The following is a 21,717-nucleotide window of genomic DNA, read 5'->3' as shown; positions in this document are numbered from 1 at the left end:
GGCACCGGCGGTCGGACCGGGTCAGACCCCGGCTTCCGCCGCGATCCGCCCGGACCGCACCGCCGCCACCAGGTCCGCGTGGTCCGCCTCCGTCCGGTCCGCGTAGGCCACGGCGAAGGCGGCCACCGCCTCGTCCAGCTCCTCGTTCTTGCCGCAGTACCCGGCCAGCACCCGCGGGTCCGCGCTGTGCGCGTGCGCCCGCGCCAGCAGCGCCCCGGTCATCCGCCCGTAGTCGTCGATCTGGTCCGGCGAGAGCGCCGCCGGGTCCACGCTGCCCTTGCGATTGCGGAACTGCCGCACCTGGAACGGCCGGCCCTCGACCGTGGTCCAGCCCAGCAGGATGTCCGAGACCACCTGCATCCGCTTCTGGCCGGCCACCACCCGCTGCCCCTCGTGCGTCGCCGGGGACCGGTCGAAGCCCTCCGGCAGGTGCGGCAGCAGCACCGAGGGCCGCGCCTCCTTCACCTGGAGCACCAGCGGCTCGCCCCGGTGGTCCAGCAGCAGCACCACGTACGAGCGGGTGCCCACGCTGCCGGTGCCGACCACCCGGAAGGCCACGTCGTGGATGGCGTAGCGGGCCAGCAGCGGCAGCCGGTCGCTCTGGACCGTGCCGAGGTAGCCGCCGAGCGAGGCCGCGACCGCCTCCGCCTCCGCGTCCCCGACCCGCCGCAGCACCGGCAGGGCGTCCTCGAAGCGACGCGCCCCGTTCTCGTCCACCACGGTGGACTTCGCCGCGAACCGGGCGCTGGTGTTGTTGCGGGCCTTCTCCGAGACCCGCTCCAGCGTGCCCAGCAGGTCCCGGGCGTCCGTGTGCGAGACCAGTTCCTCGTCCGCGATCGCGTTCCACGCGTCCAGCGCGGACAGCCGCGCCAGCAGGCGCATCGTCCGCCGGTAGGCGCCCACCGCGTCCTGTGCGGCCGCCCGGCAGGTGTCCTCGCCGGCCCCCACCACCCGTCCGGCCAGCACCAGCGAGACCGCCAGCCGCTTGACGTCCCACTCCCACGGACCGACCACGGTCTCGTCGAAGTCGTTGAGGTCGATCACCAGCCGACCGCGCGCGTCCCCGTAGAGGCCGAAGTTCGCGGCGTGCGCGTCTCCGCAGATCTGCGCCGCCACCCCGGTGACCGGGGTCCCCGCCAGGTCGTACGCCATCAGCCCGGCGGCGCCGCGCAGGAAGGCGAAAGGATTCGCCGCCATACGGCCCACCCGTATCGGGGTCAGCTCGGGCACCCGGCCGTGGTTGGACTCCTCGACGGCCCGCACCGCGTCCGGACGGCCGGCAGCGAGCTCGAACGCGGCGTGCGCGGCGCGCGGCACCCGGTTCCGCAGGGCCTTGCCGGCGTTCTTCGGCGCACCGGCGGCCGTGCCGCGCGGGGCGAAGCCGGGGACCACCGGAATCCTCTGCGCCATCGCCACCCGCTGTCCCGGTACGGCGTCCGCTCCCGCGTCCGCCCCTGCGCCCGCGCCGACGCCCGTGTCCGTGCCCATTGCCTGCCGCCCCCATCGATCATGCCCAGTGACCGGACGACCGTACCGATCACGCGGCCCCCGCGGAAGCCGCGACCTGCTGTGACCTGCCGCGACCTGCCGGTACGACGCGCCCGTACGCCCCGTACGACCCACCGGCACGCCCCGTACGACCCACCGGCACGCCCCTACGGCGGCCGGCACGCCCCGTACGGCCCCGGCACCCGCCCGCTACAGCCCCGCGTCCCGGGCCAGCAGCGCCGCCTGCACCCGGTTCTCGCACTCCAGCTTGGCCAGGATCCGGCTCACGTAGGTCTTCACCGTCGCCTCGCTCATGTGCAGCCGCCGCCCCGCGTCCGCGTTCGACAGCCCCTCGCCCAGCAGCGCCAGAACCCCGCGCTCCCGCTCGCTCAGCTCGGCCACGCGCCGCCTCGCCCGCTCGCCGCGCGAGGCCGCCCGCCCCGAGGCCAGCTGGTCCACCACGTGCCGGGTCGCCGCCGGGGAGAGGTAGGCGTCCCCGGCCGCGGCCGCCCGCACCGCCCCGATCAGCTCGGCCGGAGCGGAATCCTTCAGCAGGAACCCGGCCCCGCCCTGCTCCAGCGCCCGCAGCACGTTCTCCTTCTCGCCGAAGGTGGTCAGGATCAGCGCCCGCGCCGACGGCACGGCCCGCCGCAGCTCCCCCAGCGCGGTCAGCCCGTCCATCACCGGCATCTGGATGTCCAGCAGCACCACGTCCGGCGTGTGGGCCCGGGCCAGCTCCACCGCCTCGCGGCCGTTCGCCGCCTCCGCGACCACCTCGATCGCCGGGTCCGAGGTCAGGATCAGCCTGATCCCGGCCCGGATCAGCGGCTCGTCGTCGGCGATCACCACCCGCACCGTCCGCGGCGACCCGCCACCCGTCACCGCCGCACCCGTACCCGCACCCGAGCCCGCGCCCTCGCCAACGCCAACGCCCACGCCTACCGCCTGATCTCGTACGCCTGCTTCTCGATGAGCCTGCCGTCCCGGAAGCAGAACCGGAACACCGGCTCGTCCTCCAGGCTGTCACCCGATTCGGTCGACATCAGCACCAGGCAGCCGGCGCCCTCCGGCCGCGGCGGGCCGCCCTTGTCCAGCCCCTGGGTGAACACGCTGTCCCCGCTGGGCAGCCGGTCCCGCACCTCCTGCTCCGAGGTCCCGACGCTGATCGCGTCGTACTGGGATCGGTCGATCATGCCCTTCGTCACCGAGGACGCCAGCAGGGCCACCCCCGCCCCCAGCACGATCACCAGCAGCACCACCGCAGCGAAGGCGATACCGCAGCCCAGCGCGAACCCCCCGGCCCGGCTCCGGCCCCCGGTCGCCAGCTCCCGGTCCACCGCGGCCCAGTCCATCGGCGGCACCCCGGACGGCACCCGCTGCTGCCCGAAGTCGTCCGCGAACCCCTCGGCGAGGCCGGGCGCCCAGCCCGGAAGCACCCCGTCGGCCGGTGCCGCCGGCACCGCGCTCCCCGCCCGCGCCTTCGGCCCGCCCGCGGGCTCGGACCCGTACGGCAGCACGCCCGCCACCCGGAACCCGCCGCCCTCCACCCGCCCGGCGTGCACCATCCCGCCGACCAGCCGGGCCCGCTCCCGGAGCCCCGTCAGCCCCTGGCCGCCCGAGACCACCTCGCCCGGACCCGGCGCCGGCACCGGCCCGTTGGAGATCTCCACCACCAACGAGTCGTCCTCGTAACGCAGTTCCACCGCGATCTCCGCACCCGGTGCGTGCTTGTAGGCGTTGGTCAGCGCCTCCTGCACGATCCGGTACGCCGCGTGGTCGGCGGCCGCGGGCAACGGCCGGGGCCGCCCGGCCGTACGCAGCGCCACCTCGGTACCCGCCGCCCGCGCGGCCGCGACCACCCCCTCGATCCCGGCGACCCCGCGCGCGACCTGCTCGTCCTCCCGCACCGGGGCCTCGACCCCGTCCCGGAGGATGCCCACGACCTCGCGCAACTCGTGCATGGCCGCGACCGAGGCCTGGCGCAACACGCCCACCGCCTCGCGCTGGCGGTCCGTCAGCTCCGGGTCCACCTCCAGCGCCCCGGTGTGCACCGAGATCAGGGCCAGTTGGTGCCCCAGGCTGTCGTGCATGTCCTGGGCGATCCGCTGCCGCTCGCGCAGCCGCGCCTGGCCCGCGACCATCACCCGCTCCCTCATCAGCTGCGCGTTGCGCTCCTGCAGGGCGTGCAGCAGGGTCCGCCGCTGGTACCAGTAGCGGCTGGCCAGACCCGGTGTCAGCACCGTCGCCAGGTACATCAGCGTGGTGAACACCAGCAGCAGCATCGGCGGGGCCTCACCCCACTCGACGGCCGCCGTCACCCCGACGTAGAGCAGGAAGGTCAGCGCGAAGACGCCCACCGCCCGACCGGCCCCGACGATCCGCCGGCCCGCGGACCAGCCCAGCATCAGGGTGACCAGCAGGGTGCCGGGCAGCACCGCGCTCACCGCCGCCGCGACGAGCAGCGTCCCGCCGGGCATCCGGCGGCGCAGCAGCACCAGGGCGAGCACGGTCACCGCGGACGCGGTCTCCCGGAGCGCGCTCCCGCCGTCCAGCTCCTCGATGACGAACCCGAGCAGCACGATCGCGGCGGCCGCGACCAGATCCCCGATCAGCGCCCGCCGTGTCCAGGGCTCCGGGCCCTTCAGCCATTCCCACCCGGCCCGCGCCTTCGCATGCACATCCACGGCACCGAATCTAGGCAACGCCGGCCCGATGCCCCAGCCCTCTTTCGTCGCACCCCCGCCGACGAAAGTCGACGGTGCCGGGGCGGCGGCCCGTCACCGGTACCGGATCACCCGCACCGCGGACTCGCCGAGGCCGTCCAGGCCGGTGAACCACTCGGCCGACGCGTCGACCAGACCCACCGGTCCGGCCTCCGTACGGAACGCGGTGAGCAGCAAGCCCGTCGACGGCCGGCCCCGGCGGTCCTCACGCTGCACCCACACCAGGGCGCGACCGCCTTCCGGGAGCGTCGCCAGAGCGGCCACCGCGTCGGTGACCGTCGCATGCTCCGACACCTCCCGTACGCCGCCCAGCTCGCGCAGCGTCGCTTCGAACCAGGCCGCCCGCCCCGGTTCGGGGACGGTCCCGGCGGCCTCGCCGCGGTCCCACGCCGCGAGGTGCCCCCACGGGTCGGAGTTGCGGAGCAGGAACGGCTCCTCGGGCCCCTTCGGTACGACCAGCGCCGCGTCGAGCATGGCCTCGCGCCAGTCGCCGCCGCCCAGCCGGGCCGTGGTTTCCAGGGCGAACAGCCAGCCGCGCCGCGTCTCGTCCTCCGCCGCCGGTGCGACGAGCTCGACGGACTCGGCCCGGTAGGTGCGCCGGACCCAGTCCCGGGCCTTCTCCCGGGCCGCTTCGAGGTCGGCCGCCACCGGCGGGCTCCCGGGCCGGAAGCGGGCGAGGACCAGCTCCTTCACCCCGGCGGTGTCCAGCCGGGCGAGGCCGCCGGTCATGCCGTCCAGGAACACCACGTTGCCGGCGTTGTTGTGCGCGTACAGCAGGTGCCCGCTGACCTCGGTGCCGCCGATGGCCCGCCGTACCCACACCACGCCCTGGGTGTCCGGGCCGGTCTCCTGGACCCGGCCGATCACCTCGTCCCAGTCGGCGCAGCGCAGCTGCTCGGCGCCGGGGAAGTAGCGGCGCAGCAGCAGGGGCCACCAGCCCGGTGCCTCGTGGGCGGGCTGCCAGGGCAGCGGCGAGGAGGGCGCTCCCGCGATCGCAGCGGCCACGGTGACCACGCAGCCGCGGGAGTTGAGGCGGCGTGCCTGGGTCTCCGGGTCGGGCTCGTCCCCGGTCCGCGTGTACGCCGCGGCATCCGCCCACGGGTCGTCGGCGGCCGGGTGGAACGGGGCGCCGGGGTCCTTGGGCACCACCACGGACGCGGCCAGCATCGGGGTCCGCGGATAGCCGGGCTGCTCGACGGTCCGGCAGCCGAACAGCCAGGTCCCGGCGTCCTCGGCGACCGGCTGCACACCGGTCAGCTCGACCAGACCGTGGTAGGTCGCCAGCAGCCACCCCAGCGCCTTCTGCCAGGGCTCGGCCTTGACCGTGCCGGCCGTGCCGGCGCTGTCCCACCCGCCGTGGCGGACATAGGCGAAGTACTGCTCCAGCGGGATGTGGGAGACCGGGAAGCGCGCCGGGGAGCCGTCCTTGGGCACGATCACCATCTTGACGACGGGCCCGACGAACGCGTCCTGTGCGTCGATGCTCTCCTGCACGTCGTACCTGACCACCCAGGCGAGGTCGTTCTCCCGGCTGAGTTCCGGCTGCATCACCAGCGTCCACCGCCGGGGGACGTCCGTCCGGACGAGCAGGGTCCTGGCCGCTTCCACGGCCTCGTTCAGAGTGATCATGAGGGATTCCTGACGGAGCCGCCGACAACGGCGCTAGCGATAGGGGACATGGGCTATCTCACTGATGTTGTGTGTCTCCAGTTTCGCCAGAGTGCCCGTCTGGCCGTCCAGGAACACCACCCCGTGCGGGGTGTTCACCGCGTTGAAGACGTGGCCGGGCCCGCCGTGGCGGGAGATCGCCACCACGCTCCGGGAGCCGTCTCCGCGCGCCTCCAGGTCCTTGATGATGTCGTCGTAGCTGCCGACGACCTTCTTGGCGTCCGGAGTCACCCCGAGTTCCTTGTACGGAATGTCGCCCGGGCCGTACTTCGGGGCGGCGGACACCTCCACCCCGTCCATGCGCTTGTCGACCGCGACCACATTGTGGGTGCAGTTGTACTCGTACCCCGGCTTGCCGGTGTTGTTGACGTCCTTGAGCCAGGGGTACTCCTCGTCGAGGAACTTCTGGGCGTCCTTCCCGCCCACCGAGTCGACGTGGATGGACCGGCCCTCGGTGATCCCCTTCGTCGGCTTCGCCAGGTGCGACCACTTGGTCGCGGTCTTGCTCGCCGTCGTCGCGACCCGGGTCCCCGTCCGGGCCGCCCCCATGCCCTTGGTGCCGAGCAGTTCGGGCAGCAGCCGGCCGAGCCCCTCACTGGGGTCCTCCTTGAAGCTGTCGATCAGCGCCTGCGGGATCCGCTCGGGGTGCGCGGCCGTCGACACCAGGCCGGCCAGGGTCGTGTTGACGTTCTGCAGGTACTGGGCGGGGTGGGTCAGGTTGTAGATGTCGAGCGGGTTGAGTCCGCGGACGAAGTTGACCAGGCCGGCCGTTCCCTTGATCGCGCCGCCCACGACGTGGTTGAGCTCCACGGCCATGGCGCCCTGGCTGTCGAGGAAGGTGTCGACCGCCCGGTCCAGCGGCGGCGGTTCGGCCGGTGCGTGCTCGGTGGCCTTCGACACGGCCGCCCGGGCCGTGGCGGCGGCGTCGTTGCGCTGCCGGCGCGCCTCCTTGAGCGTCTCGTAGGCGAGTTCGACGTCCGCGAGCCCGGGATCCTTGAACGGCTCGGGCTGCGGGCCGGGGTCACGGCCCTCCTTCACGGCCATGTTGAAGGCGTCGACCCGCTTGTTGTAGGCGCCGACGGCGTCGGACGACGCCTTCCTGCCCTTCTCGTACAGGTCGATGGCCTGCCGGGCCTGCTTCTGCGCCCACTCGACGGTGTCCGCGTACGAGCTCAGTGCCTTTCCCGCGGCCTCGCAGGCGGCGGCCGCGCGCAGCCAGTCCGCGGGCGCCATCGCGAACTTCTCCCGGAAGGCGTCGGCCGCGGCACCCTTCCAGTGGGCGGAGTCCAGGGAGCGCATGCCCTGGCCGACCCGGTCGAAGGCCCCGTCGAAGTCCGCCAGGTGCTTCGCCGAGGCGCGTATCGCCGCCGGCGAGCCGTGTACGAGCTCGTTGGCCTCCTGTGTCTGGCCGAGCTGCTGCTCACGGACCGAGGCACCGAGGTCGGAGGCGAACTCGTCGCCCCAGTCCTCGACCTCGTCCGCCCAGTCCTCGGCGCCGACGTACTCCAGGCCGTCCCCGATGACGTCGGTGCCCTTGTCGACGACCTCGCCGACAGCCTTCTTGCCGGCCTCCCAGCCCTCCTCCAGCTTGCCGAGGCCCTTGTTGGCCAGGCCGCCCCAGTCGACGTCGCCCCAGCCCGCCATCAGCGGTCACCGTCCTGTTCGCTGCCGGGCTTCGGGCCGAGCAGCCGTTCCACGGCGGCGTCCTTGTCGTCCCGTACACCCGCCAGGCCGGCCAGCTGGTTGCCCAGCGACAGGTCGGAGTCGTTGACGTCGTGCAGCGCGGTCTTCCACGCCGTCTTGATGTTCTCGCCGGACTGGTCAAACGATTCTTCGCTGTAGTCGGCGTCCCGGACGTGCGTGTACGGGTTCGAGGAGAGGACCTCGCCCCAGTCCTTGCCGGTGATCTCCTTCTCCGACGCGTACGGGTTGCCCATCCCGGCGTTGACCATCACCTTGAACGCGCCCTGGATGTACTGGTCCTGCTCGTGCAGCACGCCCGCGGACAGGCCGACGTTCGCCGCGAAGGAGTTGCCCTGCTGCACGAGCTTCCGTACGCCCCACTCCCAGCGCTCGCAGAAGGTGTTCAGGGTGGAGGTCAGTCCCTCGTGGCCGGTCTCCAGCCCGGACAGCGCCAGGTCGGAAAACCCGCGCCCCATACTGGCGTTGCCCACCATGCCGAGCTCCTTGAGCTCGGCGAGCGTCTGCGTGATGCCCTGCGCGATGTCGTCGAGCGCGAGTTTCGACGCGTCGACGTCCGGTCCGCCGCCCCCGCTCATGCCGCCTCCCCGTCCAGTGCCGCACCGTCCGGCACGATCCCGCGCACCGGCGGGAACACCGCCCCGTCAGGACCGGCGGCGTCCAGCGCCACCCCGCACGGAAAACCGACGGCCGGCACGACCTCGTCGAACAGGCGGGCGCCGACGATCCTCCGGTAGTCCCACTCCCGGTCCTCCTCGCCGCGGGCGACGGCGAACCGGTACAGCGCCTCCTCGTCGGAGAAGGCGCAGATCCAGTCGAGCCCGCCCAGCTCCGCCGTCCACAGCCCGCCGCGCGCGTCCAGCGGCACCAGCACCACCCGGCTGCGGAAGTCCTCCAGCCGTTCCAGCGCGGCCTCCCGCGCCTCCGCCACCGGCTCCTCAGGAGCCTCCGGCGCGGCCCCGGTACCGGCCGCGTCCGGCGCCCCGGAGGCCGCGCGCTCCGCCGCCGCATCACGGAGCAGGCCCCATTCCTCGTCGAAACCCACCGAGTTCCTCCCCAAGGTCCCCACACTGCCGTGGCAAACGAAGAACCCCCGATCCGGATTTCTCCGGATCGGGGGTTCTCTCTGTGGGCGAGGGGGGATTTGAACCCCCACGTCCCGAAGGACACTGGCACCTGAAGCCAGCGCGTCTGCCGTTCCGCCACTCGCCCGAGCAGCGTCCCAGTGGTTCTTCCCTTTCGGGCCGTTCCCCTGGCGACATCGGAACATTAGCACGTCAGAGAGGGTGGATTGAAATCGCTTTCCCGGCGGCCCCCCGGCGACCCTCCGGCACCTCCCGGGCACCGTTCCCACACCGTTCCCGCACCCGCCCTCACACCCGCCCTCACACCCGCTCCCGCCCCCGCCCCGGGGCCCGTTCCGGAAGGCCTCCCGCCGTCTCCGGGCCGGCCCGCCCGTCCCCCTCTTCGGACAGCCCCTCCCGCACTGCCCTCCCGGTGCGGGACACTGGCCCTGGGCCGCCCCTACGATCCCTAGTGAGGAGCAACACTCCTCGCCGCGGGGCAGGAGGGGAACCAGCCGAATCCCCCACGCGTGGATACGATCAGTAAGCAGTTCAGCATTCAGTACAGGGCGACAGGAACGGAGGAGGTGCCCCCATGGGAGTCCTGAAGCGGTTCGAGCAGCGACTCGAAGGTCTGGTGAACGGCACCTTCGCCAAGGTGTTCAAGTCCGAGGTCCAGCCCGTCGAGATCGCCGGCGCGCTCCAGCGCGAGTGCGACAACAACGCGACGATCTGGAACCGCGAGCGCACCGTCGTCCCGAACGACTTCATCGTCGAGCTCTCCGCGGGCGACTACGAACGCCTGAGCCCGTACTCCGGCCAGCTCGGCGACGAGCTCGCCGGCCTCGTCCGCGACTACGCCAAGCAGCAGCGCTACACCTTCATGGGCCCCATCAAGGTGCACCTGGAGAAGGCCGACGACCTCGACACCGGCCTCTACCGGGTCCGCAGCCGCACGCTGGCCTCCTCGACCTCCCAGCCCCAGCAGCCGCAGCCGCACCAGCAGCAGGGCGGCTACGGCTATCCTCCGGCCGGCGCCCCGCCCATGCCCAGCGCCCCGCCGCCCGGTGGCCCCCAGCGCCGCCCCGGCGGCCCCGCGGGCCCGGCCCCGGTTCCCGGCGGCGGCGACGTCCGCCGCTGGATCGAGATCAACGGCACCCGCCACGGGATCACCCGCCCCACCCTCGTACTCGGTCGCAGCACCGAGGCCGACGTAAGGATCGACGACCCCGGCGTCTCGCGCCGGCACTGTGAGATCCGGACCGGAACGCCCTCGACGATCCAGGATCTCGGGTCCACCAACGGCATCGTGGTGGACGGGCAGCACACCACCCGCGCTACGCTCCGCGACGGCTCGCGGATCGTCGTGGGCAGCACCACCATCATTTACCGGCAAACCGAAGGGTGAAGCGGGGGCAATGTCAGAGCTGACCCTTACGGTCATGCGGCTGGGTTTCCTGGCCGTTCTGTGGCTGTTCGTCATCGTGGCCGTCCAGGTCATTCGCAGCGACCTGTTCGGGACGCGTGTGACCCAGCGCGGCGCGCGGCGCGGCGGTGACAGCCGTGCCCCGGCGGCGCAGGGCGGCGGCCGGCAGGCGGCCGCGCCCCCGCAGCAGCGGCAGCGCCGGGGCGCCCCGACCAAGCTGGTCGTCTCCGAGGGCACCCTCACCGGCACCACGGTCGCGCTGCAGGGCCAGACGATCACTCTTGGCCGCGCCCACGATTCGACGATCGTGCTGGACGACGACTACGCCTCCAGCCGGCATGCCAGGATCTACCCCGACCGTGACGGCCAGTGGATCGTCGAGGATCTCGGGTCCACCAACGGCACGTATCTCGACCGGACCCGTCTCACCGCCCCGACGCCCATTCCGCCGGGCGCCCCGATCCGCATCGGCAAGACCGTCATCGAGCTGCGGAAGTAGTACGAGAATGAGCGAGCGGAGCGAGCGAGCCGCAGCGGGCCAGACCCCCGGGAACCCGGGAAACACAGCCCCGCGCGCGCTCCCGACCGGAGGGTGGGCAGTGTGGCTCGAGACCGGTTGTACCCGACGGGCGAGGTGCGCATGAGTCTGTCCCTGCGGTTCGCCGCCGGATCGCACAAAGGCATGATCCGCGAGGGGAACGAGGATTCCGGCTACGCCGGCCCGAGGCTCCTCGCGATCGCCGACGGCATGGGCGGCCAGGCCGCCGGAGAGGTCGCCTCCTCCGAGGTGATCTCCACGCTCGTCCAGCTCGACGACGACGTCCCCGGCTCCGACATCCTCACCTCGCTCGGCGTCGCCGTGCAGCGCGCCAACGACGTGCTGCGCGTGATGGTCGAGGAGGACCCGCAGCTGGAGGGCATGGGCACGACCCTGACCGCCCTGCTGTGGACCGGCCAGCGGCTCGGCCTGGTGCACGTCGGCGACTCCCGCGCGTACCTGCTGCGCGACGGGATCCTCACGCAGATCACCCAGGACCACACCTGGGTGCAGCGCCTGGTCGACGAGGGCCGGATCACCGAGGAAGAGGCCACCACCCACCCGCAGCGGTCCCTGCTGATGCGGGCGCTGGGCAGCGGCGACACCGTGGAGCCCGACCTCTCCATCCGCGAGGTCCGGGCCGGCGACCGGTACCTGATCTGCTCCGACGGCCTCTCCGGCGTGGTCTCCCACCAGACCCTGGAGGAGACGCTCGCCGACTACCACGGCCCGCACGAGACCGTGCAGGCGCTCATCCAGCTCGCCCTGCGCGGCGGCGGACCCGACAACATCACCTGCATCGTCGCCGACGTGCTCGACACCGACAGCGGCGACACCCTCGCCGCCCAGCTGAACGACACCCCCGTGGTCGTCGGCGCGGTCGCCGAGAACCAGCACCAGCTGTTCGACGGCGGTGCCATGCAGACCCCGGCCGGCCGGGCCTCGGGCCTGGGCCGCCAGGCCCCGCCGCCCGCCCCCGGCTCCTTCGGCCCGCCCGGCAGCGGCGAGGCCCCCGGCTACGGCTCCCCGGACGGCTACGGCTCGGGCGGCTACGGCGGCGGCTTCGGCGAAGCCGACGGGTACGCCGACGACGGCGCCTACGAGGACTCGTACGACCACCCGCGCCGCCGGCGCAAGGGCAAGGGCAAGCGCTGGATCGGCCGCTCGCTGATCCTGCTGCTCGCGCTCGGGGTGATCGGCGGCGGCCTGTACGCGGGCTGGCGCTGGACGCAGACCCAGTACTACGTCGGCGTGAAGGACGAGCACGTCGCGCTCTACCGCGGGGTCAGCCAGACCCTCGGCCCGGTCAAGCTTTCGAAGGTGGAGAGCGACCACCCCGAGATCGAACTGAAGTACCTGCCGCCGTTCAAGCGGAAGCTGGTGGAGGGCACCATCGGCGAAGGCAGCCTCGACGGCGCCCGGAAGAAGATCGACGAACTTCAGCTGCAGGTCAACGCCTGCAAGAAGGACGAGATCCGGCGCACCGCCCAGGCGAACAACCAGACTCCGCCGGCCGACAGCGCCCTCACTCCCGAGGAACAGCAGCTGGTCAGCGTCTGCGGAAAGCAGTAGAGCAGTGGCGGCAGTCACACGCGGGCACAGGGGGCCTGCCACACCATGAGCGTTGTCACCAACACGACCACCATCGGAGCGATCGAGCTTCCCAGCAGACGGAACACCGAGCTGGTACTGCTCGGCTTCGCCGTGGTCATCCCGATCTTCGCCTACGCCAACGTGGGCCTGGCCATCGACGGCGAGCTGCCCCCGGGCATGATCGTCTACGGCCTGGCCCTCGCCGCCGTGGCCGGCATCGCCCACCTCGTCGTGCGCCGCTTCGCCAAGTACGCCGACCCCCTGCTGCTGCCCCTCGGGATCCTGCTCAACGGTCTCGGCCTGGTGCTGATCTGGCGCCTGGACCAGTCGGTGCGCCTGCAGAACCTCGCGAAGAACGCCTTCGGCTCGTTCTCCGAGTCCTCGCCGAACCAGATGCTCTACACCGCGCTGGGCATCGCCCTGTTCTCCGGCGTGCTGCTGGTCCTCAAGGACCACCGCACGCTGCAGCGGTTCACGTACATCTCGATGGCCGCCTCCCTGGTCCTGCTGATCCTCCCGATCATCCCGGGCCTGGGCGCCAACGTCTTCGGCGCCAAGATCTGGATCAGCGTCGGCGGCTTCTCCATCCAGCCCGGCGAGTTCGCGAAGATCGTCCTCGCGGTGTTCTTCGCCGGCTACCTCATGGTCAAGCGCGACGCACTGGCCCTGGCCTCCCGCCGCTTCATGGGCCTCTACCTGCCGCGCGGCCGCGACCTCGGTCCGATCCTGACGATCTGGGCGATGAGCCTGCTCATCCTGATCTTCGAGAACGACCTCGGCACCTCGCTGCTGTTCTTCGGCATGTTCGTGATCATGCTGTACGTGGCCACCGAGCGGACCAGCTGGGTCGTGATCGGCCTGCTGATGTCGGTGGGCGGCGCCGTGGTCGTGGCCTCCTTCTCCAGCCACGTCGCCTACCGCGTGAACGCCTGGCTCGACCCCTTCGCCTGCTACTCGAAGTCCGGCGCCTGCGAGCAGGTCGGCCAGTCGATCATGAGCTTCGGTTCCGGTGGCGTCCTCGGCGCCGGATGGGGCCAGGGCAACTCCGACCTGATCGGCTTCGCGGCCAACTCCGACTTCATCTTCTCCACCGTCGGCGAGGAGCTCGGACTCGCCGGGGTCATGGCCTTCCTCATGCTCTACGGCCTGATCATCGAGCGCGGCGTACGCACCGCGCTGGCCGCCCGGGACCCCTTCGGCAAGCTGTTCGCCATCGGTCTCTCCGGGGCCTTCGCCCTGCAGATCTTCGTCGTCGCCGGTGGTGTGATGGGCCTCATCCCCCTCACCGGCATGACCATGCCCTTCCTCGCGTCCGGCGGTTCCTCCGTCCTCGCGAACTGGGCCCTCATCGGGATCCTCATCCGGATCAGCGACACCGCACGCCGCCCCGCACCGGCCCCCGCACCGTCCCCCGACTCTGAGATGACCCAGGTGGTCCGCCCGTCATGAACAAGCCCCTGCGTCGCATCTCGATCTTCTGCGGAGTGCTGATCCTCGCCCTGCTGGTCCGCACGAACTGGCTCCAGTACGTCAAGGCCGAGGAGCTGTCGACCCGCAAGGAGAACCGCCGGGTCTCGATCGCCCAGTACGCCACGGAACGCGGCAACATCATCGTCCAGGGCACCCCGATCACCGGCTCCACCGTCACCGACGGCAGCGACTACAAGTACAAGCGCACCTACGTCGACGGCCCGATGTGGGCCCCGGTCACCGGCTACGCCTCCCAGGCGTTCGGCTCCACCCAGCTGGAGTCCCTGGAGGACGGCATCCTCACCGGCAACGACGACCGGCTCTTCTTCGACCGGACCATCGGCATGTTCACCGGCGAGAAGCGGGCCGGCGGCAACGTGGTCACCACGCTGAACGCGGCCGCGCAGAAGGCCGGCTACGAGAAGCTGGGCAACCGCAAGGGCGCGGTCGCGGCGATCGACCCGCGCACCGGCGCCATCCTCGCCCTGGTCTCCACTCCCTCGTACGACCCCTCGACCTTCGCCGGCAACTCGAAGAAGGACGAGAAGGCCTGGGTCGAGCTCAAGGACAGCGAGGACAAGAAGCTGGTCAACCGGGCCCTGCGGGAGACCTACCCGCCCGGCTCCACCTTCAAGGTGGTCACCGCGGCTGCCGCGCTGGAGCACGGCGTGGTCACCGACATCGACGCCCCCACGGACACCCCCGAGCCGTACATCCTGCCCGGCACCCGCACGCCGATGAAGAACCACTCCGGCGGCTGCGAGAAGGCCACCCTCAACGAGGCCATGCGGATCTCCTGCAACTCCGTCTTCGCCAACATGGGCGACAAGGTCACCCGCGACAAGATGGTGGAGACCGCGGAGAAGTTCGGCTTCAACGACGACAAGATCGACACCCCGGTCCGCGCCTTCGCCAGCGTCTACGACAAGACCATGAGCAAGGACGGCAACGCGCTGAGCTCGATCGGCCAGTTCAACACGGCGGCCACCCCGCTCCAGATGGCCATGGTCGCGGCCGCCGTCGCCAACGACGGCAAGCTGATGAAGCCGTACATGGTGGACCAGCTCACCTCGCCGAACCTGGACACCATCGACAAGCACAAGCCGGACGAGATGGGGCGGCCGATCTCCGCCGAGAACGCCCAGAAGCTCCAGGCGATGATGGTCAACGTCGTGGAGAACGGCAGCGGCAAGAAGGCCAAGATCAACGGCGTCACCGTCGGCGGCAAGACCGGTACCGCCCAGCACGGTGAGAAGAACTCCAAGAAGCCGTACGCCTGGTTCATCTCGTACGCCAAGACCGACCAGGGTTCCCCGGTCGCCGTGGCCGTGGTGATCGAGGACAGCTCGGCCGACCGTGAGGACATCAGCGGTGGCGGCCTGGCCGCCCCCGTCGCGAAGGCGGTCATGGAGGCGGTCATCAAGGGCCAGGGCTGACGGACCGGCACGGTCGGTACCGGTCCGGTATCGGCCTGTGGCCACGAACCGATCTCCCACGATCGGCCGGTAGCCTTTGCCCGAACAGCACACCGCCGGACCACCAACGGGTGCGGTCGGGACTGACGGAGAGGGCTGGAAGTTATGGAAGAGCCGCGTCGCCTCGGCGGCCGGTACGAGCTGAGCCACGTGCTCGGCCGCGGTGGCATGGCCGAGGTGTACCTCGCGCACGACACCCGGCTCGGCCGTACCGTCGCCGTCAAGACCCTGCGCGCCGACCTCGCACGCGACCCGTCCTTCCAGGCCCGGTTCCGCCGCGAGGCCCAGTCGGCCGCCTCTCTCAACCACCCCGCGATCGTCGCCGTCTACGACACCGGCGAGGACTACGTCGACAACATCTCCATCCCGTACATCGTGATGGAGTACGTCGACGGTTCCACCCTGCGCGAGCTCCTGCACTCCGGCCGCAAGCTGCTGCCCGAGCGCACCCTGGAGATGTGCATCGGCATCCTCCAGGCCCTGGAGTACTCGCACCGCGCCGGCATCGTGCACCGCGACATCAAGCCCGCGAACGTCATGCTCACCCGCACCGGCCAGGTCAAGGTGATGGACTTCGGCATCGCCCGCGCCATGGGCGACTCCGGTATGACCATGACCCAGACCGCCGCGGTGATCGGCACCGCGCAGTACCTCTCGCCCGAGCAGGCCAAGGGCGAGCAGGTGGACGCACGGTCCGACCTGTACTCCACCGGCTGCCTGCTGTACGAGCTGCTGACGGTGCGGCCGCCGTTCGTCGGCGACTCCCCGGTGGCCGTCGCGTACCAGCACGTACGGGAAGAGCCCCAGCCCCCGTCGAACTTCGATGCCGAGATCACGCCCGAAATGGACGCGATCGTCCTGAAGGCGCTGGTCAAGGACCCCGACTTCCGCTACCAGAGCGCCGACGAGATGCGGGCCGACATCGAGGCCTGCCTCGACGGCCAGCCCGTGGCCGCCGCCGCTGCCATGGGCGCGGCGGGCTACGGCTACCCGGACCCGAACGGCGGTTACGGCCACAACCAGGGCTACGACGCGCCCACCACCGCGCTGCGGACCGCCGAGCCCGGCCAGACCTCGATGATGCCGCCCATGCCGCCCGGCGGCGAGGGCGGGTACTACCCCGACCAGGGCTACGAGCAGGGCGGCTCACGGCGCCGCGGTGGCCAGAAGAAGAACCGGGCCTCGACGGTCCTGCTGGTCGCCGCCGGTCTGCTGGTCCTCGTCGGCGCGATACTGATCGGCCGCTCGCTGTTCAGCAACACCGCGGACAACCGCCCGCAGGTGCCCAAGCTGGTGGGCGAGTCCTTCGAGAACGCCTCGCGGAACGCCGCCAACGTCGGGCTCAAGGTGGTCAAGGAGGCCGAGGAGCCTTGTGACACCCAGCCCAAGGGCATGATCTGCTCGCAGACCCCGGAGGCGGGCGGCCGGCTCGACGACGGCGGCGAGATCAAGGTCAAGGTGTCCACGGGCGCGCCGAAGGTCCAGGTCCCGGACGTGGTGAACCTGCAGTTCGCCGAGGCCGAGAAGACGCTGCGGGACAAGGGCTTCCAGGTCGACCGGAAGAGCGAGGAGTCCGAGCGCACGCCGGGCATCGTCCTCAAGCAGAGTCCGCAGGGCGGTACCGCCGAGAAGAACACCGTGATCACGCTCACCGTGGCCAAGGAGCAGTCGAAGGCGACCGTCCCCGACCTCACGGGCAAGACGGCGTCCGAGGCCAAGAAGGCGCTCCAGGAGGCCAAGCTCAAGCTGGGCAGCACCACGGAGGTCGAATCCCCCGCGACGCCGAAGACCATCGTCGGCCAGAGCCAGCCGCCGAACACCGAGGTCGAGGTGAACACCGTGATCAACGTGGAGATCGCCAAGGCGGCGGCCCCGACGCAGGTCCCGGTGCCGGACATGACCAACCGGACCCTGGGCGAGGCGAAGGCGATGCTCGCCGCGAGCGGGCTGCAGCTCGGCCCGGTGAGCGGACCGGCCGACGACAACGCCCGGGTCAGGGGCTCCCTGCCGACCGCCGGCCAGCAGGTCGCGCCCAACACCCCGATCACCCTGTTCACGCAGGCCGGGGACGGCGGCAACAACGACAACCGCAACGGCGGGTTCTTCGACTTCGGCCGGAGCAACTAGCCGCAGCGGCAGGACCGCAGAGCAGTGACGCCGGAAGGCCGGGCCCCCTGGAGGGCCCGGCCTTCCGGCGTGTGTGCGGCGGTGCTCAGCCCCGGCGCAGTTCGGCGGGCGGTGTGCGCTTCCCGTCCACCTTCTCCGTGCGGACCAGCTCGCCCCACACGATGTAGCGGTACTTGGAGGTGTAGACGGGCGTGCAGGTGGTCAGCGTGATGAAGCGGCCGGGCCGGTCGCGGCCCGCTTCCCCCGGCACCGGCGCGAGCACGTTCACGTTGTACTTGGAGGTCTGCCGCAGCTCGGCGAAGACCTTGTACACGTACCAGGTGTCCCGGGTCTCGAAGACGATCGGGTCGCCCTTCCCCAGCTTGTGGATGTTGTGGAACTTCGCGCCGTGCCCGTCGCGGTGGGCCGCCAGCGAGAAGTTGCCCGAAGCCTCCCACGGCAGCGCCGACTTGACCGGGTCGGTGTAGTAGCCGGCCACCCCGTCGTTCAGCACCTCGGGCGAGGTCCCGCGCTTGACCAGCACCTCGCCGTTGCGCATCGCGGGGACGTGCAGGAAGCCGATGCCCCCGGCGGTGTCCAGGGCGCCCGGACCGGCCCCGGGAGCCGGCGAGGAGGACGGCGCGGGCCCGGAGGTGCGCCAGCGGGCACGGATCTCGTCGGCCTTGGCCTGGGCGTTCCTGTCGGCCAGGACATTGGTCCACCACAGCGAGTAGACGACGAACAGGCCCAGCACCAGCCCCGCGGTGATCAGCAGCTCGCCCAGCAGGCTGAGGAAGGCCGCCAGCCGGTGGCGGCGGGGACGGGCAGCAGCATGGCCGGCACGGGGCACTGCGGGGTCCTCACGTCTGGTCTACGAGCGTCTACGAGCCCGAGAGCGCGGGCGGAGCACCCTGGCTCCGCGGGCGTTCGTCGACCATCCTGCCCCATACGACCATGCGGTAGGTGCTGGTGAACTCCGGGGTGCAGGTGGTGAGCGTGATGTACCGGCCGGGCCCGGTGAAGCCCGATCCCTCCGGAACCGGCTTGATCACCGAGACGTTGGAGGGCGGGGTCTGCGGCAGGACCGAGGTCATCTCGTAGGTGTAGTACGCGTCCCGCGTCTCGACGACGATCGGGTCCCCGGGGCGCAGCCGGTTGATGTACCGGAACGGCTCGCCGTGCGTGTTGCGGTGGCCGGCCACCGCGAAGTTGCCCGTCCTGTCCGCGGGCATGGCCGACTTGAGCGCGCCCTCGGCGTAGTGCCCGACCATGCCCCGGTCGAGGACCTTGGCCTTGCTGGTCCCCTCGGCCACCGGGACCTTCACGTCCAGCTTGGGGATGTGCATGATGGCGAAGCCCTGGCCGGGCGAGAACGCGGTGACCGCCGGGGCCGGGGTCCCGGCGTCCCAGTCCTGCCGGAGGGAGCCGGCCGCCCCGCTGGCCTGCCGCTCGGCGATCACGTTGGTGTACCAGAGCTGGTAGGTGACGAACAGCAGCATGACCACGCCGGCCGTGATGAACAGCTCGCCCAGGGCACGGCTGGCGATCACCAGGGGCCCGCCCCGGCGCCGCCGCCGGGCCCGCTTCGCCGCCTCCTGGGCGGCCCTGCGCCGCGCAGCCCGGCCCCCGGTGGGAGCGGGCGGCGCGTACGAGGTCACGCGACGGCCTTGCCCACCACCGGGGCCAGCCCCACCGAGCGCTCCACCGCACCCGCGTCACCGCACCGGACCAGCCAGTTGGCCAGCATCCGGTGGCCCCACTCGGTGAGCACCGACTCGGGGTGGAACTGAACGCCCTCCACCTCGTGCTCGCGGTGCCGGAGGCCCATGATGATGCCGTCCTCGGTCCGGGCGGTCACCTGGAGCTCGTCCGGGACAGTGCCGGGCTCGGCGGCCAGCGAGTGGTACCGGGTCGCGGTGAAGGGGGAGGGGAGGCCGGCGAACACCCCGGCGCCCTCGTGCAGCACCGGAGAGGTCTTGCCGTGCAGCAGCTGGGGGGCGCGACCGACCACGCCGCCGTACGCGACGGCCATGGACTGCATGCCCAGGCAGACGCCGAAGACCGGGACGCCGGTGGCGGCGCAGTGGCGGACCATGTCCACGCAGACGCCGGCCTCCTCGGGGGTGCCGGGTCCGGGGGAGAGCAGCACGCCGTCGAAGCCGTCCTGGGCGTGCGAGAGCTCGACCTCGTCGTTGCGGAGCACTTCGCACTCGGCGCCGAGCTGGTAGAGGTACTGAACGAGGTTGAAGACGAAGCTGTCGTAGTTGTCCACAACCAGAATGCGCGCGCTCACCGGCTAGCTCCAGATCCCTCGTCGACGGTCACATCGTTGAACGGGAGCAGTGGCTCCGCCCACGGGAAGACGTACTGGAACAGCACGAACACCACGGCGAACACCAGCACCAGGCAGATCAGCGCGCGTACCCACGCGTTGCCCGGCAGGTGCCGCCAGATCCAGCCGTACATACCGCCCGTCGTCCTTCCCGTACCCCCCGTGTCTTGTTCCCGACCAGACTACGGGCTGGGGCGCCCGACCGGTCCGGTGTCTGTCAGTTCGGCCCACACGACGAGACGGTGGCTGTGTCCCCACTCGGGGTCGCAGGTGGTCAGGGTGAGGTAGCGGCCGGGGGTGGTGAAGGGCGAGCGCCTCGGCACCGGGTCCACCACCGCCACGTCCGCGGGAAGAGTGCGGAACGGCTTGTTCCGGATCGTGTAGGTGTACCGGGCCCTCCCGTCTTCCAGGAGGACGGTGTCCCCCGGGCGGAGTTCGGGGAAGTCCTTGAAGGGGTCGCCGTAGGTGCGGCGGTGCCCGGCCACGGCGAAGTTGCCGGTGCCGCCGAGTGCGGCGGTGCGCGCGTAGTGGCCGAGCCCCTTCTTGAGGAGCTCGGCCCCGGTGCCCTCCAGCACCGGCTTGACCCAGTCGCGGCCGAAGCGGGGGATGCGCATCTCGGCGAAGGACTCGCCCGGGGCGTAGGCGGGGGTCGTGGGCGCGTACTGCGGCGGGGCGGAGGTCCGGGAGCCCTGGGGCGTCCGCGGCGCCCCAGGGGCCTGTGGCGCCCCGGGCGCGGGCTCGGCGACCGCCGCGGCCCAGCGGTCCCTGAGCCGGTCGCGCTGGCCGTCCATGGCCCGGTCGGCCTTCACCCCGGTCCACAGCAGCACGTAGGCGACGAACAGCACGATCAGCGTGCCGACGGTCAGGCAGACCTCGCTGAAGGTCCGCACGGCCAGCCGCACGAGCCGCCCGGTGCCGGCGGGAGCGGTGCCGGCGGGAGGGCCGTCGGCGACCTCAACGGGACGCGGTCTCCACGGGCTTCGCATAGTGGAGGTCCACTGTGCCGGAGTAGCCGGGCAGTGTCAGCGCCTTGTGCTCGTCGACTTTCCAGCCCAGGCCGTAGGCGTTGACGTACAGCTGGTAGTTCTGGATCGCCGGGGAGGCCGTGAGGGACCTGCGCAGCGCCGCCGGGTCACCGACGGCGGTCACCTTGAACGGCGGGGAGTAGACGCGGCCCTGGAGGATCAGGGTGTTGCCGACGCAGCGCACCGCGCTGGTGGAGATCAGCCGCTGGTCCATCACCTGGATGCCCTTGGCCCCGCCCTGCCACAGCGCGTTCACCACGGCCTGCACGTCCTGCTGGTGGATCACCAGGTCGTTGGGCTGCGGCTCGGGGACGTTGGGGATGCGGGCCTTGGCGTTGGGCGGGGCGTCGTTCAGGGTGACCGTGAGGCCCTTGCCGGCGACCTCCTCGGTACCGGCGGCGGCCTGCAGGGTACGGAGCCTGGCGTCCTCGGCGTCGGAGCTGCCGTCGTCGCGCTCGGCGAGGGCGTCGACCTCTTTGCGGAGGGTTCCGGTGCTTTCCTCCAGCTCGGTGTTGCCCCGGCTGCGCTCGTGGATGAGGTCGGACAGCTTGCGCATGGAATCGTCCGTCCGGATGTTCGTACCCTTGGAGGTGTTGAAGCTGGTCACGAAGATCAGCCCCGCCAGGGCGAACACGGCGGCGGTCAGCAGCCGGACCGTTCCGGCCCGGCGCCGGGGACCCTTGGAGGAGTCGTCGGAATCGCTCAACGTACCCTTCTCCTTCAACACGCCGAAGACCCACTACGCTAACGGACGCCCGGGGGAGGCAAAGTCCCCAGCGCATCGACAGGAGATCCCCTCGTGCCGAAGTCACGCACCCGCAAGAAGGACGACTACACGCCGCCGCCGGCCGCCAGGCAGGCACAGGCCATCAAGCTGACGAGCCGCAGCTGGGTCGCCCCGGTGATGCTGGCCCTCTTCCTGATCGGCCTCGCGTGGATCGTCGTCTTCTACGTGACCGATACCCAGATGCCCATCGAGGCACTCGGCAATTGGAACATTGTCGTCGGTTTCGGATTTATCGCAGCAGGTTTCGGCGTCTCCACCCAGTGGAAGTAGCGAGCACGCCGGGAGCCTCAGCGCAAGTTCTCCCCTGAGTTATCCACAGCG

At 71.4% G+C, this 21,717-nt stretch carries 19 protein-coding genes, 1 tRNA gene and 1 pseudogene; 7 read left to right on the top strand and 14 right to left on the bottom strand.

Annotated elements, in window-relative coordinates:
- Window positions 1-21: 21 nt before the first annotated feature.
- The 8 genes from AC067U_RS10255 to AC067U_RS10220 all read right to left on the bottom strand — a co-directional run bounded on the left by AC067U_RS10255 (window position 22) and on the right by AC067U_RS10220 (window position 8,792).
- Window positions 22-1,410, bottom strand: coding sequence for a DUF2252 domain-containing protein (locus tag AC067U_RS10255; protein WP_478829574.1), 1,389 nt, complete (start codon window positions 1,408-1,410; stop codon window positions 22-24).
- 288 nt (window positions 1,411-1,698) lie between these two features.
- Window positions 1,699-2,334 (bottom strand): response regulator, encoded by a 636-nt coding sequence (locus AC067U_RS10250; RefSeq protein ID WP_478829573.1) that lies wholly within the window; start codon window positions 2,332-2,334, stop codon window positions 1,699-1,701.
- A gap of 92 nt (window positions 2,335-2,426) precedes the next feature.
- Entirely contained in the window at window positions 2,427-4,172 is a 1,746-nt protein-coding gene (locus AC067U_RS10245) for a sensor histidine kinase (RefSeq protein ID WP_478829199.1), read from the bottom strand.
- A 93-nt stretch (window positions 4,173-4,265) separates the two neighbouring features.
- On the bottom strand, window positions 4,266-5,840 hold the full coding sequence (locus tag AC067U_RS10240; protein ID WP_478829198.1) for a YrhB domain-containing protein: 1,575 nt from the start codon (window positions 5,838-5,840) through the stop codon (window positions 4,266-4,268).
- A 33-nt stretch (window positions 5,841-5,873) separates the two neighbouring features.
- A complete protein-coding gene (locus AC067U_RS10235; protein WP_478829197.1) occupies window positions 5,874-7,523 on the bottom strand; it encodes a putative T7SS-secreted protein in 1,650 nt (549 codons plus the stop codon).
- Window positions 7,523-8,158: a hypothetical protein gene (locus AC067U_RS10230; RefSeq protein WP_478829196.1), complete on the bottom strand. Its 636-nt coding sequence runs from the start codon at window positions 8,156-8,158 to the stop codon at window positions 7,523-7,525. Before AC067U_RS10230 ends, AC067U_RS10235 begins: the two co-directional genes overlap by 1 nt.
- A complete protein-coding gene (locus AC067U_RS10225; protein ID WP_478829195.1) occupies window positions 8,155-8,625 on the bottom strand; it encodes a hypothetical protein in 471 nt (156 codons plus the stop codon). The genes AC067U_RS10230 and AC067U_RS10225 overlap by 4 nt, the downstream gene beginning before the upstream one ends.
- Before the next feature lie 84 nt (window positions 8,626-8,709).
- Window positions 8,710-8,792 (bottom strand) — tRNA-Leu (locus tag AC067U_RS10220).
- Window positions 8,793-9,239: 447 nt separating this feature from the next.
- Between AC067U_RS10220 and AC067U_RS10215 the strand changes: the two genes are divergently transcribed.
- The 6 genes from AC067U_RS10215 to pknB all read left to right on the top strand — a co-directional run bounded on the left by AC067U_RS10215 (window position 9,240) and on the right by pknB (window position 17,273).
- Window positions 9,240-10,052, top strand: coding sequence for an FhaA domain-containing protein (locus AC067U_RS10215; RefSeq protein WP_478829194.1), 813 nt, complete (start codon window positions 9,240-9,242; stop codon window positions 10,050-10,052).
- A gap of 10 nt (window positions 10,053-10,062) precedes the next feature.
- A complete protein-coding gene (locus tag AC067U_RS10210; protein WP_478829193.1) occupies window positions 10,063-10,569 on the top strand; it encodes an FHA domain-containing protein FhaB/FipA in 507 nt (168 codons plus the stop codon).
- A gap of 141 nt (window positions 10,570-10,710) precedes the next feature.
- Window positions 10,711-12,180 (top strand): PP2C family protein-serine/threonine phosphatase, encoded by a 1,470-nt coding sequence (locus tag AC067U_RS10205; protein ID WP_478829192.1) that lies wholly within the window; start codon window positions 10,711-10,713, stop codon window positions 12,178-12,180.
- Between the two features lie 45 nt (window positions 12,181-12,225).
- Window positions 12,226-13,650, top strand: coding sequence for an FtsW/RodA/SpoVE family cell cycle protein (locus AC067U_RS10200; protein ID WP_478829191.1), 1,425 nt, complete (start codon window positions 12,226-12,228; stop codon window positions 13,648-13,650).
- Window positions 13,647-15,107: a peptidoglycan D,D-transpeptidase FtsI family protein gene (locus AC067U_RS10195; RefSeq protein ID WP_478829190.1), complete on the top strand. Its 1,461-nt coding sequence runs from the start codon at window positions 13,647-13,649 to the stop codon at window positions 15,105-15,107. Before AC067U_RS10200 ends, AC067U_RS10195 begins: the two co-directional genes overlap by 4 nt.
- 144 nt (window positions 15,108-15,251) lie before the next feature.
- Window positions 15,252-17,273: a Stk1 family PASTA domain-containing Ser/Thr kinase gene (pknB, locus tag AC067U_RS10190; protein ID WP_478829189.1), complete on the top strand. Its 2,022-nt coding sequence runs from the start codon at window positions 15,252-15,254 to the stop codon at window positions 17,271-17,273.
- Between the two features lie 85 nt (window positions 17,274-17,358).
- On the opposite strand, the gene AC067U_RS10185 is transcribed toward pknB, so the two are convergent.
- From AC067U_RS10185 to AC067U_RS10160, 6 genes and pseudogenes are all read right to left on the bottom strand, one after another.
- Window positions 17,359-18,102: a class E sortase gene (locus tag AC067U_RS10185; RefSeq protein ID WP_478829188.1), complete on the bottom strand. Its 744-nt coding sequence runs from the start codon at window positions 18,100-18,102 to the stop codon at window positions 17,359-17,361.
- A 31-nt stretch (window positions 18,103-18,133) separates the two neighbouring features.
- Window positions 18,134-18,928, bottom strand: a pseudogene (locus AC067U_RS10180) (class E sortase); the annotation flags it as partial.
- Entirely contained in the window at window positions 18,907-19,545 is a 639-nt protein-coding gene (locus AC067U_RS10175; RefSeq protein WP_478829187.1) for an aminodeoxychorismate/anthranilate synthase component II, read from the bottom strand. The gene AC067U_RS10175 and the pseudogene AC067U_RS10180, both read right to left, overlap by 22 nt.
- Window positions 19,542-19,718: a hypothetical protein gene (locus AC067U_RS10170; protein WP_478829186.1), complete on the bottom strand. Its 177-nt coding sequence runs from the start codon at window positions 19,716-19,718 to the stop codon at window positions 19,542-19,544. The genes AC067U_RS10175 and AC067U_RS10170 overlap by 4 nt, the downstream gene beginning before the upstream one ends.
- Window positions 19,719-19,766: 48 nt before the next feature.
- On the bottom strand, window positions 19,767-20,570 hold the full coding sequence (locus AC067U_RS10165; RefSeq protein ID WP_478829185.1) for a class E sortase: 804 nt from the start codon (window positions 20,568-20,570) through the stop codon (window positions 19,767-19,769).
- Window positions 20,539-21,315, bottom strand: a complete 777-nt coding sequence (locus AC067U_RS10160) for a DUF881 domain-containing protein (RefSeq protein WP_478829184.1) — start codon at window positions 21,313-21,315, stop codon at window positions 20,539-20,541. The genes AC067U_RS10165 and AC067U_RS10160 overlap by 32 nt, the downstream gene beginning before the upstream one ends.
- A gap of 93 nt (window positions 21,316-21,408) precedes the next feature.
- On the opposite strand from AC067U_RS10160, the gene crgA reads away from it, so the two are divergent.
- Window positions 21,409-21,666, top strand: a complete 258-nt coding sequence (gene crgA, locus AC067U_RS10155) for a cell division protein CrgA (RefSeq protein WP_478829183.1) — start codon at window positions 21,409-21,411, stop codon at window positions 21,664-21,666.
- Window positions 21,667-21,717: the final 51 nt, after the last annotated feature.

It is taken from the genome of Streptomyces sp. NPDC043853 (assembly GCF_056436025.1).
This window is presented reverse-complemented; position numbering and strand designations above follow the sequence as displayed.